Source organism: Priestia sp. D51 (assembly GCF_053345675.1).
Map to the genome: position 1 here is coordinate 197,749 of NZ_JBLTIR010000001.1, position 17,433 is coordinate 215,181.

The following is a 17,433-nucleotide window of genomic DNA, read 5'->3' on the forward strand; positions in this document are numbered from 1 at the left end:
ATTGTAAAGAAGCCTAAAAAAATGTGTTTGAAAAGTTATTGACAATTAACAATAATAGGAGTAATTTTTGACTTGGCGTAAAAAAATGAATCGCATAACCTATAGGTGAAAGAACCACATTTTGGGACTTTTGCTCTGGTAAACGTTTGTTTTTTTAGAATTTTTTGATACACAAGAGAGGTGGTTTCTCTCGTTATAGTAATGAACAGCTAGGTTTTATCCATTACTTTAAATGAAAAAAGAAACTAGAACACATATAAAAAGATAGAGAGAAAAAACGAGTGGTAAAGTTTCGATAAATTGGATGGAGGATTGCAACGTGATCAAAAGAAAAAAAGACAAGTTTTCTGAAATGTTAATGGACATTGCCCAAAATATTAAGGACTCAGCGGAGTTTTTAGGCAGCTTTGAACTTCAAAATGTATCTGACCTAAAGGAATTTGCCAACGTTTTAAAAGCGTATGAATCAAAAGGTGATAAATACGTGCATACAGTGATTACTGAGTTGAACAAAGCATTTATTACTCCAATTGAGCGTGAAGATATTTTACAGCTAGCGATGAGCATGGATGATGTACTTGATGGCATCGACAGCTTTGCTGCTTTAATGGAAATTCATTCAATTACGACATTTGATGAATATGTAGCTGAATTTGTTAAAAATATTCAAGGCTGTGCTGAAGAAATTTTAATTACTATTAATTTGTTGTCTGAGAAAAAGCTTCTTCAAATTAGTGAGCATGCAATTAAAATTAAAGAGTATGAGTCACATTGTGATACATTATATCGTCGTGCACTAAAACAATTATTTGCAACATGTAAAGATCCAATTAAAGTTATTCAATATAAAGAAATTTATGAAACGCTAGAAGAAATCGCGGATTATTGTCAAACGGTTGCGAACAACTTAGAATCAGTTATTATGAAGAATGCGTAACGGGGCTATAGTATAATGGATTCAATGCTAATATTAACCATTCTAATTGTAGTTGGTGCACTTGGTTTTGACTTTATCAACGGATTTCACGATACAGCTAATGCCATTGCGACTTCTGTTTCAACCAAAGCTTTAAAACCGCGACATGCAATTCTTTTAGCCGCAACCATGAACTTTGTCGGGGCTATGACGTTTACGGGCGTAGCCAAAACGATTACAAAGGATATCGTTGATCCTTATACGCTTCAAAATGGTTCTGTCGTTATTTTAGCAGCATTAATTTCTGCTATCGCGTGGAACCTAATCACATGGTATTTCGGTATCCCGAGTAGTTCTTCTCATGCAATTATTGGATCGATTGCAGGAGCAGCTATTGCAGCTGCTGGATTTGGTGCTTTAAATTACAAAGGTTTCATCAAAATCATTGAAGCCCTTCTAATTTCACCAGTTCTAGCCTTTGTAGTAGGTTATATTGTCTATACGATTATCAAGCTAACGTTTAAAAACCATAACTTGACGAAAACGAATAAGCGTTTTCGCCGCGTTCAAATCCTGACTGCAGCTCTACAATCTTACACACACGGTACGAATGATGCGCAAAAAGCAATGGGTATCATTACGCTAGCGCTTATTGCTAACAATATGCAAAGCGGTACTGAGATTCAGTGGTGGGTACAGCTGGCTTGTGCAGTCGCAATGGGGCTTGGAACGTCAATTGGTGGATGGAAAATCATTAAAACCGTTGGCGGTAAAATTATGAAAATTCGTCCTGTTAATGGAGTAGCTGCGGACTTAACGGGTGCTGCCATTATCTTTGGAGCAACATTTATTCATCTACCTGTCAGTACTACTCATGTTATTTCATCTTCTATCTTAGGTGTAGGTTCTGCTCACCGAGTGAAAGGTGTAAAATGGGGAACTGCACAGCGCATGGTGATTACATGGGTTATCACATTGCCAATTTCAGCTTCATTAGCTGCACTTATCTATATGATTTTAAATTTGTTCTTTTAATAAATGGGGAGCTTCTTTTAAAGAAGCTCCTTTTTTTATTTACATCCCCTCATTTGCACAGTACACTTAAAACATGAAAATAACACAATCGTTTTTAAAAGGGAGATGGGGAAATGTTTGGAAAAGTAGCTGCTGATGTATTGGGGCTAAGTGATATTTGTTCTGTTATTAAGCCAGTTGATTATGACAAGGTAGATGCAGACGATTACGTTATGCATGAAGAACAAGAAAAAATTTATTTTCTAATCAAATCAAAGTCAGATGAATATTGCTTTACCAATAAAGCGCTCATTCACCTTGATGGAACAAGTGCTACAAGTAAAAAGCGAATGCTTCGCCGCTATAACTACAGCACAAATCACATTTCAAACGTAATGCTAGAAACGGCTGGAACTGTCGATTTAGATGTGGAAATTAAATTTAAAATTGGCTCGGAAACTTTTTCTATCGATGTACACAAAAAGCATATAGAAGAGGTAAAAGATTTATATAAAGCGCTGTTTAAAATGTCTGAAATAACGCGTGAAAATGAAATTGCGCTCGATTTTGCTAAACAAAGCATTCAGCTAGCTTCTTCTACGCTAAGCAGTACAAGAAATACAAGTGGAAGTGTTGCTGGTGAATTTAAAGAAATTAACGAAGCCGCGTTTTCTTGGTTATTAGATAAAAAAACAGCCTACACAACAAAAGATTTCAGCTCAGTTTTCGAGCTGTATATCAATAATTAATAGAAACAGCTGCTCCTTTTATGGAGCAGCTGTTTTTTAATGCTGAACGTTGTAGAATCCTCATGTTAACCTTGAAAAATCACCGAAAAAAGAGCACAATATAAAATAGAAAAGAGAAACAATAGAGACGGGTTTAACTGAAAGAAATAATAGAAAATAAGACTTATAGGTGGAAAGGATTACGGTATGACAGCAAAAAATAATGAGGATACAGTGGCAGAATTAGAAAAGTCACTTCGACATATTGCAGCTATTGTGAAGCAAAAAGGAAGAGAAATTTTAGAAGACTATACGATTACGCCACCTCAGTTTATTGCTTTGCAGTGGCTGTTTGAACGTGGAGATATGACGATTGGCGATTTATCAAATCGGATTTTTCTCGCTTGTAGTACAACGACAGATTTAGTAGATCGTATGGAAAAAAATAAGTTGGTGGTTCGGGTCAAAGATCCGAAAGACCGCCGCGTAGTGCGTATTCATTTGCTTCCTGAAGGAGCACGTGTTATCGAAGAAGTAATTGAAAAGCGACAAACGTATTTAAATGGCGTACTGGCAAACTTCTCTCCTAGTGAAACAGAAGTTTTACGAGTAACGTTACGAAAATTACATGATGAAATGAAAGAAAAATGAGGCGATTGTTTTGAGTAGACCAATTGGTGTTATAGATTCAGGTGTGGGCGGATTAACGGTAGCAAAGGAAATTATGAGACAGCTTCCGAAAGAACAAATTATGTACATTGGAGATACAGCACGCTGCCCATACGGTCCTCGTCCCAGTGAAGAAGTACGAGCTTTCACATGGGAGATGACTAATTATTTAGTAGATAAAGATATTAAAATGCTTGTTATTGCGTGCAACACGGCTACGGCAGTTGTACTAGATGAAATTCAAGAACAGCTCGATATTCCGGTTATAGGCGTCATTGAACCAGGATCACGAGCTGCGCTTAAAGTAACTAAAAATCATAAAATAGGCGTAATCGGCACAAACGGAACCGTTAAAAGCCAAGCCTATACACATGCACTCCGCGCTCTTCATACGAGAGTGGAAGTGGAAAATTTAGCATGCCCTTTGTTTGTACCTCTTGTAGAGAGCGGTAATTATGAAGGACCGGAAGCGCAGCGAATTGTAAAAGAAACATTAAAACCTTTTTATCATACAGATATGGATACCCTTATTTTAGGATGTACGCATTATCCGTTATTAAAGCCAGTTATTCAAGAAGCAATTGGGCCTCGAGTTCAGTTAATCAGTTCTGGTGAAGAAACGGCAATAGAGGTAAGTGCCATTCTTTCTTATAGCAATTTACTAGCTCCTAGAAGCATGGAGCCCGAACACTACTTCTATACAACAGGCTCAACAGAACTGTTTCAATCTATTGCATCTAAATGGTTTGAGCACCCTGTATATAATGTTGAGCATATCAAGCTTTAAAACCGAGCATATTAAGCTCGGTTTTTTTGTGGCCAAAAACTTGTTTGAGCTGGTCTAAAATGCAAATAAGCTCGTATACATAGTAGTACAAACAGTCTGAGGAGGGAAAGGAATGTCCAAAAAGACCAAATTTGTTCTCATATCCGCCGTGGTGACCACATCTGTGTTGTTATCCGGCTGTGGACTTTTCGGAGGGGATAACGCAGCAAAGGAAATTGATCCGCCAAAGGATGTCACCTATGTGAAAGATGAAAAATCATTAGCGACTGAAGCGAAAGTAACGGAAGCTAATAAAAAACAAAGTAAAGCAGCAGAAACATCTGCGCCTACCAAAAGAGAAATTTACTTAATTGATAAAAACGGGTACGTTGTTCCCCAGACGCTTGAAATTCCTAAATCAAAAGGTGTCGCTAAACAGTCTCTTGAATATTTAGTAGAGGGTGGACCAGTCACAAACTTATTGCCAAATAATTTCCGAGCGGTTCTTCCTGCTGATACAAGAGTTTTAGGGACAAAGCTGGAAAGTGACGGCACGATGGTAGCAGATTTTTCACCTGAATTTGCTGAATATAAAAAAGAAGATGAACTCCGTATCCTACAGGCCGTAACGTGGACGCTGACGCAGTTTGAAGGCGTAAATAAAGTTAAAATTCGCATTAACGGCTATGATAAAGATGAGATGCCTGTAAATCATACACCAATCAGTAAAGGGTTGAGCAGAGCAGATGGCATTAACTTTGATAATACTGGAGTAGTTGACGTAACCCAAACGAAGCCAGTTACGATCTATTACTTAGCTCAAGAGGGCAAACAAACTTACTATGTTCCTGTTACAAAACGAATTGCTTCTGATGACAAAGATATGTACACTGCAATTGTGAACGAGCTTGTAGAAGGACCTGCGCCTGCATCAGGTTTAGTGACAGATTTTAATCCTGATGCAAAGCTCGTAGCAGCTCCAAAGTATGCGGACGGTCAGTTAACGCTGAACTTTAATAAAAACATCTTTGGAAATTTAAAAGGAACGGAAATTTCTCAGTATGTTCTCGACTCCTTGGTGTTATCGCTGACGGAACAAAAAGCCGTAGACAGCGTTGCCATTAAGGTGAATGGCAAAAAAACGCTAAAAGATGAAAAAGGGAACAAGCTAACGGAGCCAGTTTCAAGACCTAAAAATGTGAACACAGGTAGTTTTTAAAAACAAATTTTTGTTATACTAGTAAAGGACTAAGTAGAAAGAGGTCTGCTGAAATAGCGACCTCTTTCCGCTGTTTTATAGTTAAAATGGAAGAAGCTATTACATATAAATGAATTAATAGGAGGACATGCTTAATGCGTTTGGACGGTAGGGAATTTAATGAATTGAGACCTGTATCTCTTCATACTTCATACTTAAAGCATCCAGAAGGATCTGTATTAATCTCGGTGGGAGACACAAAGGTTATTTGTACAGCAAGCATAGACGACAGAGTGCCTCCTTTTATGCGTGGACAAGGAAAAGGATGGATTACAGCTGAATATTCTATGCTGCCTCGAGCTACGGCACAAAGAAATATACGCGAATCAACAAAAGGTAAAGTCACAGGACGAACAATGGAAATTCAGCGTCTGATCGGACGAGCTCTTCGTTCTGTAGTCGACCTGGAAAAGGTCGGAGAAAAGACCATTTGGATTGATTGTGATGTTATTCAAGCAGATGGAGGAACAAGAACAGCATCCATTACAGGTGCCTTTGTGGCTATGGTTTTAGCGTTTGGAAAGCTGGTTGAAGAGAACAAGCTGACAGAAATTCCTATTCGTGACTATTTAGCTGCGACTTCAGTAGGTATCCATGGAGAAAATTCGATTTTAGATTTAAATTATGAAGAAGATTCGACAGCGGAAGTTGACATGAATATTGTGATGACAGGAAGCGGACAGTTTGTAGAATTACAGGGAACGGGAGAGGAATCGACGTTCTCGAGAGAACAGTTAAACCATCTTCTGGATTTAGGGGAAAAGGGTGTTTATCAATTGATTGAACAGCAAAAGGAAGTTCTTGATCATCTGGCTGCTTACATTCCGGTTAAAGAAAGGTAAGGGATTAACGTGCATGAAATCATTATTGCAACTAAAAATGCAGGCAAAGTAAAGGATTTTGAAACACTATTCTCACCGAAGGGATTTAAAGTAACATCGCTTCTTGATTTTCCTGAAATTGAGGACGTGGAAGAAACGGGCGTTACATTTGCAGAGAACGCCACGCTAAAGGCAGAAACCATTTCATCAGCATTAAATAAGCCGGTTATTGCCGACGATTCTGGGCTTGCTATTGATGCCTTAAACGGAGAGCCAGGCGTTTATTCCGCGCGTTATGCTGGTGAAAATAAAGATGATAATGCTAATATAGAGAAGGTACTTCAAAAATTACATGACGTGCCGTTTGAAAAACGCACGGCACGTTTTCATTGTACGCTTGCTATTGCAGTGCCTGGAAAGAGAACAGAGCTTGTAGAAGGCACGTGTGAAGGGCGCATCTTGGAAGAAAAAAGAGGCGAGAACGGCTTTGGATACGATCCTATTTTCTTTGTAGAAAAATGGAACTGCTCCATGGCAGAATTGTCTAAAGAACAAAAAAATCAAATTAGTCACCGAGCAAATGCGTTAGAAAAACTAGCACCGCTAATTGATGCGCAATTTTAGAAGGAGTGATGACGTGTGAAACTATTAATTGTAAGCGATAGCCACGGGTTACAAGAAGAACTGCTCACTATCAGAGAAAGACATGCTGATGTAGATAAGATGATTCATTGTGGTGACTCTGAGCTGCCACAAGACAGCAAAGAAATGTCTTCGTTTTTAGGCGTTCGAGGAAATTGTGATTATGATGCATCTTACGTCAATGATCGAGTAGAGTCACTTGGAGAAGCCACGTGTCTGGTTACACACGGTCACTTATATAATGTTAAAATGTCTATGATGAATCTGCATTACAAAGCGAGAGAAGTGGGGGCAAACGTTGTTTGTTTTGGGCATTCTCACATAGCGGGAGCTGAGCTCATGGACGGAGTTTTATTTATCAATCCAGGAAGTATGTTACTTCCTCGTATGAGAAAAGAACGTACGTATGCTATACTAGTAATGGATGGTACAGAAGCTACCGTGCAGTTTTACGATATAAGCGGTAAACATATTCCTAGCATGCAGTTAACCTGTACACTTTCAGCATAATATAGCCAAATATAGGGAGAAGAGAAGGTTTTTTACCTCTCTTCTCATAAAATTTCAAAAAAACGTTGACTTTTAAATTATATTTGAATATAATAAGTATTGTCTTTGATACAGTTTAACATTATGTCCCAGTAGCTCAGCAGGATAGAGCAACGGCCTTCTAAGCCGTCGGTCGGGAGTTCGAATCTCTCCTGGGACGTCTAGAAAAAAATCCCGGCTTTTACTTTTTAGTAAAAGCCGGGATTTTTTTATTTATCTTAAAAGTGAATGTTTGTTCATTCAGTGTGTACAAATGAACGTTTCAGAAAAACTTTTTGAGTGGCTATAAACCCTTATTGCATCAATAATGAAAACGCATTCAAATATTCTGTTTAGTCTAAATTGTCTAAAAAAATCTTGAAAAGTGGTTGACTATGCATAGAAATGGGCGTAAGATAGTCCTCAAATATAAGTTTTCTAAAAATTTTAATTAATTGTAATTAAATTAAAATATGATGTGTAAAGCATTGTTCAAAAAGCATATAGCGTTTTAAAACGTTGAAGAGGATAAGTAGTTTTGATGTTTAGGTATCAACAGAGAGTCGGGTTGCTGGAAGCCGGCGTTACCAACTCAAAATGAACTCACCTCAGAGTGTCACCCTGAAATTCAGTAAGGGCGACCGAGTGTACTTCCAAAGCACTCGTTATCAAAAAGAATGTACAGTATACATTCATAAGGTAATCATTTCGATTACAAACGAGGGTGGTACCGCGTAAAGTACAAAAGACTTTTCGCCCCTTGACCTATATCATTTGATAGGGTCTATTTAGGGGTGAGAAGTCTTTTTTCTTTTATCTAGAAAACGAAAGGATGAGAAAAGTGGGAGCCAATATGCAAACGAAAGAACCTGTAAGCACTGGGGCACAAATGAATGGAGCTGACATGTTGATTGAATCTCTAAGAAGAGAAAACGTTGACGTCATCTTCGGTTACCCAGGGGGAGCCGTTTTACCGATTTACGATAAGCTATACGGTTCAGGAATGTTTCACGTACTTGCTCGTCACGAACAAGGTGGAATTCACGCAGCAGAAGGGTACGCAAGAATTTCAGGTAAACCCGGTGTAGTTATCGCAACAAGTGGTCCTGGTGCAACAAATATCGTAACAGGTTTGGCAGATGCGATGATTGACTCACTTCCTTTAGTTGTTTTTACTGGTCAAGTAGCTTCAAGTGTAATTGGTTCTGACGCGTTCCAAGAAGCAGATGTATTAGGAATCACAATGCCAATTACAAAACATAGCTATCAAGTACGCAATATCAGCGACATGCCGAGAATCATCAAAGAGGCATTTCATATTGCGACAACAGGAAGACCTGGTCCAGTCTTAATCGACATTCCAAAAGATATGGCACAGGGTGATGGAACATTTAATTACGAAGGAGAAATTGATTTACCTGGCTATCAGCCAACTTATTTTCCAAATCAGCTGCAGGTTAAAAAGTTAACAGACACAGTAGCAGCTGCAAAGAAACCTGTTATTCTAGCAGGTGCGGGAGTATTATTGAGTAAAGGTTCAGAAGAATTAAAAAATTATGCTGAGCGTCAAAATATTCCGGTTATTAATACGCTTTTAGGGTTAGGCTGTTTTCCTGCAGATCATCCGCTTCATTTAGGAATGGCTGGCATGCACGGAACGTACACAGCAAACATGGCAATTTATGAGAGTGATCTTCTCATTAGTATCGGGGCGCGCTTTGATGACCGAGTAACAGGTAACTTAAAGCATTTTGCACCAAATGCAAAAATTGCTCACATTGACATCGACCCAGCGGAAATTGGAAAGAATGTTCCAACCAAGATTCCAATTGTTGGAGATGCAAAAGAAGTATTAAAGCAATTGCTTCTGCAAGAAGGAGAAGTTGGAGATTATACGAAATGGCATGAGAAATTAGCGGCGTGGAAACAAGAATATCCATTATGGTATCAGAACTCAGCGGACGTGTTGAAACCACAAAAAGTAGTTGAGTTGCTTCACAAATATACAAATGGAGATGCCGTTGTTACAACGGACGTTGGGCAACATCAGATGTGGGTAGCTCAATACTACACATTTAATAATCCAGATCGATGGGTAACTTCAGGTGGCCTTGGCACCATGGGCTTTGGATTACCTTCTGCAATCGGCGCTCAGCTGGCAAATAAAGATAAAACAGTTGTAGCAGTCGTTGGTGACGGTGGATTTCAAATGACGCTTCAAGAATTAGGGGTTATTAGAGAATTAAACTTACCTGTTAAAGTGGTTGTGCTTAACAATCAGTCGCTTGGAATGGTTCGTCAGTGGCAGGAAATCTTCTATGAAGAACGCTACTCGCACTCTTTAATTCCGAATCAGCCTAATTTAATGAAGCTTGCAGAAGCCTATGATATCAAAGGTTTACAAGCTTCTACTGAAGAAGAAGCGCATGCGGCTCTGAAAGAAGCAATGGAAACAGATGGACCTGTTTTACTAAACTTCTTTGTCGCACCTAAAGAAAACGTATATCCAATGGTTGCACCTGGAAAAGGATTACATGAAATGGTAGGGGTGAAACCATGAAGCGAATCATTACAGCAACTGTATTAAACCGTGCGGGCGTTTTAAATCGCGTAACGGGGTTATTTACAAAAAGAAATTTCAATATTGAGAGTATTTCGGTAGGACACACTGAATCTGAAGATGTATCACGCATGACGTTTGTCGTAAACGTAGAGCATGACAATGCTGCTGAACAAGTGATTAAGCAGTTAAACAAGCAGATTGACGTGTTGAAAGTTCAAGATATTACGGATCAAGCCGTGGTGTCAAGAGAGCTTGCTTTAATGAAAGTAGCATCTACACCTGCGAGCCGTAACGAACTTTATGCAGTAATTGAGCCTTTCCGTGCAACCATCATTGATGTAAGCCGCGACAGCTTAATTATTCAAGTAACAGGTGAATCCAGCAAGATTGAAGCGATGATTGATTTACTTCAGCCTTATGGATTAAAAGAAGTAACGCGCACAGGGACAGTTGCTGTTCCGCGCGGTACGCAAAAAGCAGCAGCCAAACTTTCATCAATCATTTAATTCTAGCTAGTTACTAAAAAAGTAAACTATATAAAACTATATAAACTAAGAGGAGAGATTTATTATGACAAAGGTATATTACAACGGAGATGCAAAGGATCAATTATTACAAGGTAAAACAGTAGCAATCGTAGGTTATGGTTCACAAGGTCACGCTCACGCACAAAACTTACGCGACAGCGGAGTAAACGTGGTAGTAGGATTACGTAAAGGTAAATCATGGGATCAAGCAGAACAAGACGACTTCACTGTATTATCTGTAAAAGAAGCAGTTCAACAAGCAGAAGTAGTAATGGTATTACTTCCAGATGAGCATCAGCCAAAAGTTTATAACGAAGAAATTCTTCCAGGATTAAAACCAGGGAAATCTTTAGTATTTGCTCACGGTTTTAACATTCACTTTAATCAAATCGTAGCACCTGAATTCGTTGACGTATTCTTAGTAGCTCCAAAAGGTCCTGGTCACCTTGTAAGAAGAACGTATGAAGAAGGAGCTGGCGTACCGGCGTTATTCGCAGTATTCCAAGACGTAACTGGCGAAGCAAAAGACGTAGCATTAGCTTATGCTAAAGCAATTGGCTCAGCTCGTGCGGGTGTATTAGAAACAACGTTTAAAGAAGAAACAGAAACAGATCTTTTCGGTGAGCAAGCAGTACTTTGCGGCGGTTTAACTTCATTAGTTAAAGCTGGTTTTGAAACGCTTGTAGAAGCTGGCTACCAACCGGAAGTTGCATATTTTGAGTGTTTACACGAATTAAAATTAATTGTTGACCTTATGTATGAAGGCGGAATGGAAGGCATGCGTTATTCAATCTCTGATACAGCTCAATGGGGTGACTTCGTTTCAGGACCACGCGTTGTAGATGAGCGTTCAAAAGAACAAATGAAAAAAGTGCTTGAAGATATCCAAACAGGTAAATTTGCAAAAGGCTGGATCCTAGAAAACCAAGCAAATCGTCCAGAATTTACAGCTATCAATAACCGTGAAAACGAACATTTAATTGAAAAAGTTGGCGCTCAATTACGTGAAATGATGCCATTTGTTAAAAAACAAAAGAAAGAAGCGGTGATCGCTAGTGCAAAAAATTAAACTATTTGACACGACGCTACGCGATGGTGAACAGTCACCTGGAGTCAATTTGAACCTACAAGAAAAGCTTGAAATTGCTAAGCAGTTAGAGCGATTAGGTATCGACATTATTGAAGCCGGATTTCCAGCTTCTTCAAAAGGTGATTTTCAATCCGTAAAAGAAATTGCGTCTATTGTCAAAAATTCTTCTGTAACAGGCCTTGCAAGGTCTGTTACAAAAGATATTGACATTGCATGGGAAGCGTTAAAAGAAAGTGCAGAACCAAGACTGCATGTTTTTATCGCTACTTCCGAAATTCATATGCAGCATAAATTGAAAAAAACACCTGATGAAGTACTTGAAACAGCAGTGGAAATGGTGAAATACGCAAGTAAAAAATTCCCGGTTGTTCAATGGTCTGCTGAAGATGCATGTCGCACAGATTTACCGTTTTTAGCTAGAATTGTAGAAGCTGTTATTGATGCTGGTGCAAAAGTCGTTAATATTCCAGATACGGTAGGATTTATCACGCCTGGTGACTATCAATCCGTATTTAATTACTTAAAAGAACATGTATCAAATATTCATAAGGTCGATTTGTCAGCTCACTGCCACGATGACTTAGGGCTAGCTGTTGCTAATTCAATGGCTGCTATTGAAGCAGGAGCTACTCAAATTGAAGGAACGATTAACGGAATCGGAGAACGTGCCGGTAACGCTGCTCTTGAAGAAGTAGCACTTGCGCTTCATGTCCGTCAAGACTTCTATCAAGCGAGCACAGGTTTGATCTTGCCCGAAATCAAGCGTACGAGTGACATTATCAGTAAGCTTACCGGAATGAATATTGCGCCAAATAAAGCAATTGTCGGAAAAAATGCTTTTGCTCATGAATCAGGTATTCACCAAGATGGCGTCTTAAAAAATCCGTTAACATATGAGATTATTTCCCCAGAACTTGTGGGTGTTAAACAAAATCCGATTGTGCTTGGCAAGCATTCTGGTCGTCATGCGTTCCGTACACGCTTAGTAGAGCTTGGGTTCACATTGGAAGATACAGAAGCAAACGTGCTTTTTGAGAAGTTTAAAGACTTAGCAGATAAGAAAAAAGACATTACCGACGATGATTTATTGGCATTAGTCATTCAAAAGCAAGTTAGCAAAGACAGTGAATATAAGCTTGAAAGTCTGCAAGTTCAGTATGGTACGAACAATATTCCTACGGCTACGATTACGCTTCGCAAAGAAAACGGCGAAGAGATTCAAGAAGCAGCTACGGGATCTGGAAGCGTGGAAGCTATCTATAATACGCTGCAGCGCTGTGTTGAGCAAGATGTCAAACTATTAGACTATCGTATTCAGTCTATTAACGGCGGTCCGGATGCACTGGCTGAAGTATTTGTGAAGGTTGAAAGCGAAGGAACTGAAGCAAGCGGACGCGGAGTAGCATTTGACGTATTAGAATCGTCAGCGAAAGCCTATTTAAATGCCATTAATCGATTAATCGCTATTCAGCAGCATCGTACAAAGCAAGAAGTAATGTGAACTGAAGGGAGAGACCACCATGACAAAAAAAGTCGCTGTATTACCAGGTGACGGCGTAGGAACAGAAGTAACCAAAGGCGCTGTTGCCGTTTTAAAAGCAATTGGAGAGCGCTTTGATCATCAATTCGAGTTTACGTATGGATTAATTGGCGGAGCTGCAATTGATGAGGCTGGCACACCTCTTCCAGAAAGTACAATTGAGATTTGTAAGCAGGCGGATGCCGTCTTACTTGGATCCGTTGGAGGGCCAAAATGGGATCGTAACCCTTCACATTTGCGACCAGAAAAAGGTTTGCTAGCTATTCGAAAAGAATTGGATTTATATGCTAACCTTCGTCCAGTGACGTTTTATGATAGCTTAGCAGATGCCTCTCCTTTGAAAAAAGAATACATTGAAGGTGTTGACTTCATTATCGTTCGTGAGCTAACAGGGGGCTTATATTTTGGTCAGCCTAGCGAGCGTCGAACAGAAGGAAATGAAGAGACGGTTGTCGACACGTTATTTTATAAGCGTACAGAAATAGAAAGGATTATTCGCCAAGCGTTTGAAACGGCTGTAAATCGACGTAAAAAGGTAACGTCGGTTGATAAAGCGAATGTGCTTGAGTCTAGTCGAGTGTGGCGTGAAGTAGCTGAAGAAGTAGCAAAAGACTACCCGGATGTAGAGCTTGAGCATATGCTTGTAGATTCAGCTGCTATGCAGTTAATTCGTAATCCGAAATATTTTGATGTAGTGGTAACTGAAAATATGTTTGGTGATATTTTGAGTGATGAGGCTTCTATGCTGACAGGATCGTTAGGGATGCTTCCATCTGCGAGTTTAACGGTTGATGGTCCATCTTTATACGAACCGGTTCACGGTTCTGCACCAGACATTGCTGGACAAAACAAAGCTAATCCGATTGCTGCTATTTTATCTGCAGCAATGTTGCTTAGACATTCATTTGGATTAGAAACAGAAGCAGCGGTGATTGAACAAGCGGTTGAAAGTGTATTACATGCAGGTCATCGAACAGCTGACTTAGCAGACGGTAATCATTATTTAGGTACCGATAAAATGGTGGATGCAATAACTGCGGTTATTGCCAACGATTCTGCCATTTCAAGCATTATGACAGCTTACAGTTAATCATGCGTTTCTCACGTTTTGTGAGAAACGTTTTTCATAATCAGAAAGGAGGAGCAGTATGAAACCAAAAACAATTATTGATAAGCTTTGGGAACAACATGTTGTACGTCGAGAAGAGGGGAAGCCGGACTTATTATATATCGATCTTCATCTTATTCATGAAGTAACGTCTCCTCAAGCATTCGAAGGTCTTCGCGTGGCAAATCGTCAAGTGAAGCGTCCGGACTTAACGTTTGCTACAATGGATCACAATATTCCAACGGTTGACCGTTTTAATATTAAAGATCCGATTGCAAAGAAACAAGTAGACAAACTATCTGAAAACTGTCATGAGTTTGGTGTGAAGCTTTTAGATTTAACAAGCGAAGAGCAAGGAATTGTGCATATCATTGGACCGGAATTAGGATTGACGCAGCCTGGAAAAACCATTGTGTGCGGAGATAGCCATACATCTACTCACGGTGCATTTGGAGCGCTTGCTTTTGGTATAGGAACGAGTGAGGTAGAACATGTTTTAGCAACGCAAACGCTATGGCAAGCGAAACCAAAAACGCTACAAGTGAGAGTAAATGGCAAAAAACAGCCTGGTGTTTATGCTAAGGACATTGTGTTAGCAATTATTCAAAAATTCGGCGTGAATTTTGGAACGGGTTCAATCGTAGAATTTACGGGCGAATGTATTCGCGACCTTTCAATGGAAGAGCGCATGACTATTTGTAATATGTCTATTGAAGCCGGTGCAAAAGCTGGTTTAATCAGTCCAGATGATGTTACTTTCTCTTATATTAAAGGGCGTCAGTATGCTCCTAAAGGAGAACAGTTTGAAAAAGCAGTGGAAGCTTGGGCAGCTTTAGCAACAGATGAAGGTGCAACATACGATGAAACGCTAGAAATTGATGCAGATACAATTGAGCCTGTTGTAACATGGGGAACAAACCCGGCGATGAGTTCTTATGTTAGCAAGCAAGTTCCTACATTAGAAGAGTGTACAACAGAAGCTGAGAAAAAGTCTTTGTCACGAGCACTTGAGTATATGGGCTTACAGCCCGGCATGGCAATAGAAGAGATCCCAGTTCAGCATGTATTTATCGGTTCATGTACAAATGCTCGTTTGTCTGATCTTCGTGACGTGGCAGCCTTTATTAAAGGAAAGAAAGTGTCACCAGATGTGCGAGCGATGATTGTACCAGGTTCTCAAAAAGTAAAGCGAGTGGCTGAAGAAGAAGGGTTATCTGCTATTTTTATTGAAGCAGGCTTTGAATGGAGAGACTCGGGCTGCAGCATGTGTCTAGGCATGAACTCTGACTTAGTTCCACAAGGCGAACACTGTGCGTCCACTTCTAATCGAAACTTTGAAGGACGTCAAGGAAAAGGTGCCAGAACGCATTTAGTAAGCCCGGTAATGGCAGCAGCGGCAGCGGTATATGGACATTTTGTTGATGTACGCAAACTACAAGAACAAGCGGTGCGATAAGGAGGAGAACACAGATGAATGCTTTTACAATCCATACAGGAAAAGTAGCAGGTCTCGACCGAGCAAACGTAGATACTGATCAAATTATCCCAAAGCAATTTTTGAAAAGAATTGAGCGTACTGGCTTTGGCCAATTTCTCTTTTTTGATTGGCGATATAATGAAGATGAAACGTTAAATGAAACGTTTGAACTAAATCAGCCTCAAAATCAAGGAGCAACAATTCTTGTAGCTGACGAGAACTTCGGGTGTGGTTCGTCACGTGAACACGCTCCATGGGCGCTTTTAGACTATGGGTTCCGTGCCATTATCGCACCGTCATTTGCGGATATTTTTAAACAAAACTGTCTAAAAAATGGTATTTTACCTATTATTTTACCAAAAGAAGATGTTTCCTATTTAATGAAAGAGTCTCAAAGTGCTTCTTACGCCTGTACAATCGATCTTCATCAGCAAAAAATTACCGATGAAGCAGGTTTTGAACGTACGTTTGAGATTAATGGCCATTGGAAATATATGCTTGTTAACGGATATGATGAAATTGGCTATACGCTTTCTTTTGAAGACGACATTTCTGCTTATGAAGCAAAAACGGTAAGATATTAACCAAAAATCGAGCAAAATGATGATTTTGCTCGATTTTTTTGCGTTCCGTTAATTCAATTGCTAAACTGTAAAGCAAATGGACCGCGAAGTGGGGAGAAAACATGTCGAATGAACAACAAAACAAAATTGTAGCTTTTCCTCTATTAAAAGAACGGTTGGTTGAAAAAGCTACAGAACATATGCAGCACAAGCAATTTCAAGAAGCACTTCCTTTATTTGAGCAGGCCTACGAACTTGATAATAAGCATCATGAAATTTTGCTTGGCCTTGTTATTTGTCACGTGGAGCTCGGTGATGCAGGCATAGCTAAGGAATTATGTGAGCAAATGCTGAAAGAAGATATTGGCGATTATTATCATAATTTGCAAATGTACCTCATGGTGTTAATTCAGCTTGGTCATTATCATGAAGGATATGTCACTCTACAAGCAGTTATTCAAGAACACAAACTCCCTTCTGAACATGCTGAACAGCTTTATCAGCTATTGGAGTTCTGCAAAAATAGAATGAATCAAGAACAAGTCATAGAAGAACAAACAGAAGAAGAACAGATAGAGCAGTTTAAATCATTCACAGCTCTAGACAATATTCAAGATCAGCTTGAATGGGTTCATTCATTAAAAACAAAGAGAATTGAAAAGCAGCGCTTCTTTCTGGAACAGCTATTTTCATCTGAAGCTATTCACCCTATCGTAAAAACAGTCGCTTTAAAAACAGTCATGGAAGAAGAAGTAGACATTGATTTTATGATTAGTAAGTTTGGAGAGACGAAAAAAGTAAATGCGCTTCAGCTTCAACGAACAACACCGTATTTGTTTGCCGAGCAAGTAGAAGCGCAGCTGACGGAAAAGCTGGAGCATGAAAATCCTACATTGCTGCAGGTTGCCGTTGAAATATGGCAGCGTCATTTATTTATAACATTTCCGTTTTTACCGGGTGATAATGTAAAACTTTGGACAGAAGCGGTGTATGCTGTTAGTCTGATGATGCAAGGAGAAGAGTCAGATGCAGCTGTAGCAGAGGAAGACGGAAGTTTCTCTGCAGCTGAATTACGAAAGGCAATTAAAGAGCTAAAAGAAATTGAAGAAATTTCTTTTATATAAAATGTGGTGTTTAGTTGAAACGTCATTGTTGTATGTTATAATATAATGGTTGTAAAATGCACTTAAATACGTATAGTAGAATTTCATCTTTACATTACA

General features: G+C 39.3%; 17 protein-coding genes, 1 tRNA gene and 1 other annotated feature. All 18 genes read left to right on the forward strand.

The features are described from left to right. Nucleotides 1-304: 304 nt before the first annotated feature. Nucleotides 305-937: a DUF47 domain-containing protein gene (locus ACNHOZ_RS01060; RefSeq protein ID WP_029711160.1), complete on the forward strand. Its 633-nt coding sequence runs from the start codon at nucleotides 305-307 to the stop codon at nucleotides 935-937. 15 nt (nucleotides 938-952) lie between these two features. Next, a complete protein-coding gene (locus ACNHOZ_RS01065; RefSeq protein ID WP_028411744.1) occupies nucleotides 953-1,951 on the forward strand; it encodes an inorganic phosphate transporter in 999 nt (332 codons plus the stop codon). A 113-nt stretch (nucleotides 1,952-2,064) separates the two neighbouring features. Then, nucleotides 2,065-2,679, forward strand: coding sequence for a PH domain-containing protein (locus ACNHOZ_RS01070; protein WP_255905714.1), 615 nt, complete (start codon nucleotides 2,065-2,067; stop codon nucleotides 2,677-2,679). A gap of 186 nt (nucleotides 2,680-2,865) precedes the next feature. Then, the gene (locus ACNHOZ_RS01075) at nucleotides 2,866-3,309 is read left to right on the forward strand and encodes a MarR family winged helix-turn-helix transcriptional regulator (protein WP_013059382.1); all 444 of its coding nucleotides are present in this window, start codon (nucleotides 2,866-2,868) and stop codon (nucleotides 3,307-3,309) included. A gap of 10 nt (nucleotides 3,310-3,319) precedes the next feature. Next, nucleotides 3,320-4,114, forward strand: a complete 795-nt coding sequence (gene racE, locus ACNHOZ_RS01080; protein ID WP_028411743.1) for a glutamate racemase — start codon at nucleotides 3,320-3,322, stop codon at nucleotides 4,112-4,114. Nucleotides 4,115-4,226: 112 nt separating this feature from the next. Continuing rightward, complete coding sequence (locus tag ACNHOZ_RS01085) at nucleotides 4,227-5,312, forward strand: GerMN domain-containing protein (protein WP_048019705.1); 1,086 nt, start codon at nucleotides 4,227-4,229, stop codon at nucleotides 5,310-5,312. 134 nt (nucleotides 5,313-5,446) lie between these two features. Further along, the gene (rph, locus tag ACNHOZ_RS01090) at nucleotides 5,447-6,193 is read left to right on the forward strand and encodes a ribonuclease PH (RefSeq protein ID WP_033579641.1); all 747 of its coding nucleotides are present in this window, start codon (nucleotides 5,447-5,449) and stop codon (nucleotides 6,191-6,193) included. 9 nt (nucleotides 6,194-6,202) lie between these two features. Continuing rightward, nucleotides 6,203-6,796, forward strand: coding sequence for an XTP/dITP diphosphatase (locus tag ACNHOZ_RS01095; protein WP_048019706.1), 594 nt, complete (start codon nucleotides 6,203-6,205; stop codon nucleotides 6,794-6,796). 15 nt (nucleotides 6,797-6,811) lie between these two features. Continuing rightward, on the forward strand, nucleotides 6,812-7,324 hold the full coding sequence (locus ACNHOZ_RS01100) for a metallophosphoesterase (RefSeq protein ID WP_028411739.1): 513 nt from the start codon (nucleotides 6,812-6,814) through the stop codon (nucleotides 7,322-7,324). Nucleotides 7,325-7,449: 125 nt separating this feature from the next. Then, nucleotides 7,450-7,523 (forward strand) — tRNA-Arg (locus tag ACNHOZ_RS01105). A 329-nt stretch (nucleotides 7,524-7,852) separates the two neighbouring features. Next, nucleotides 7,853-8,106 (forward strand) — a binding site (T-box leader). 68 nt (nucleotides 8,107-8,174) lie between these two features. Continuing rightward, nucleotides 8,175-9,902 carry an acetolactate synthase large subunit gene (gene ilvB / locus ACNHOZ_RS01110; RefSeq protein WP_230683453.1) on the forward strand — a complete coding sequence of 576 codons (1,728 nt, stop codon included), beginning with the start codon at nucleotides 8,175-8,177 and terminating at the stop codon, nucleotides 9,900-9,902. Continuing rightward, on the forward strand, nucleotides 9,899-10,411 hold the full coding sequence (gene ilvN, locus ACNHOZ_RS01115; RefSeq protein WP_013059375.1) for an acetolactate synthase small subunit: 513 nt from the start codon (nucleotides 9,899-9,901) through the stop codon (nucleotides 10,409-10,411). Before ilvB ends, ilvN begins: the two co-directional genes overlap by 4 nt. Nucleotides 10,412-10,475: 64 nt before the next feature. Beyond that, nucleotides 10,476-11,501, forward strand: a complete 1,026-nt coding sequence (gene ilvC / locus ACNHOZ_RS01120; RefSeq protein ID WP_255905713.1) for a ketol-acid reductoisomerase — start codon at nucleotides 10,476-10,478, stop codon at nucleotides 11,499-11,501. Next, nucleotides 11,488-13,023, forward strand: a complete 1,536-nt coding sequence (locus ACNHOZ_RS01125) for a 2-isopropylmalate synthase (protein WP_025750618.1) — start codon at nucleotides 11,488-11,490, stop codon at nucleotides 13,021-13,023. The genes ilvC and ACNHOZ_RS01125 overlap by 14 nt, the downstream gene beginning before the upstream one ends. Nucleotides 13,024-13,042: 19 nt before the next feature. Next, nucleotides 13,043-14,152 carry a 3-isopropylmalate dehydrogenase gene (gene leuB / locus ACNHOZ_RS01130; RefSeq protein WP_028411736.1) on the forward strand — a complete coding sequence of 370 codons (1,110 nt, stop codon included), beginning with the start codon at nucleotides 13,043-13,045 and terminating at the stop codon, nucleotides 14,150-14,152. Nucleotides 14,153-14,210: 58 nt separating this feature from the next. Further along, nucleotides 14,211-15,626, forward strand: a complete 1,416-nt coding sequence (gene leuC / locus ACNHOZ_RS01135; protein ID WP_255905712.1) for a 3-isopropylmalate dehydratase large subunit — start codon at nucleotides 14,211-14,213, stop codon at nucleotides 15,624-15,626. Between the two features lie 14 nt (nucleotides 15,627-15,640). After that, nucleotides 15,641-16,231: a 3-isopropylmalate dehydratase small subunit gene (gene leuD / locus ACNHOZ_RS01140; protein WP_048019708.1), complete on the forward strand. Its 591-nt coding sequence runs from the start codon at nucleotides 15,641-15,643 to the stop codon at nucleotides 16,229-16,231. Between the two features lie 101 nt (nucleotides 16,232-16,332). Then, on the forward strand, nucleotides 16,333-17,334 hold the full coding sequence (locus ACNHOZ_RS01145; protein ID WP_033579642.1) for a tetratricopeptide repeat protein: 1,002 nt from the start codon (nucleotides 16,333-16,335) through the stop codon (nucleotides 17,332-17,334). Nucleotides 17,335-17,433: the final 99 nt, after the last annotated feature.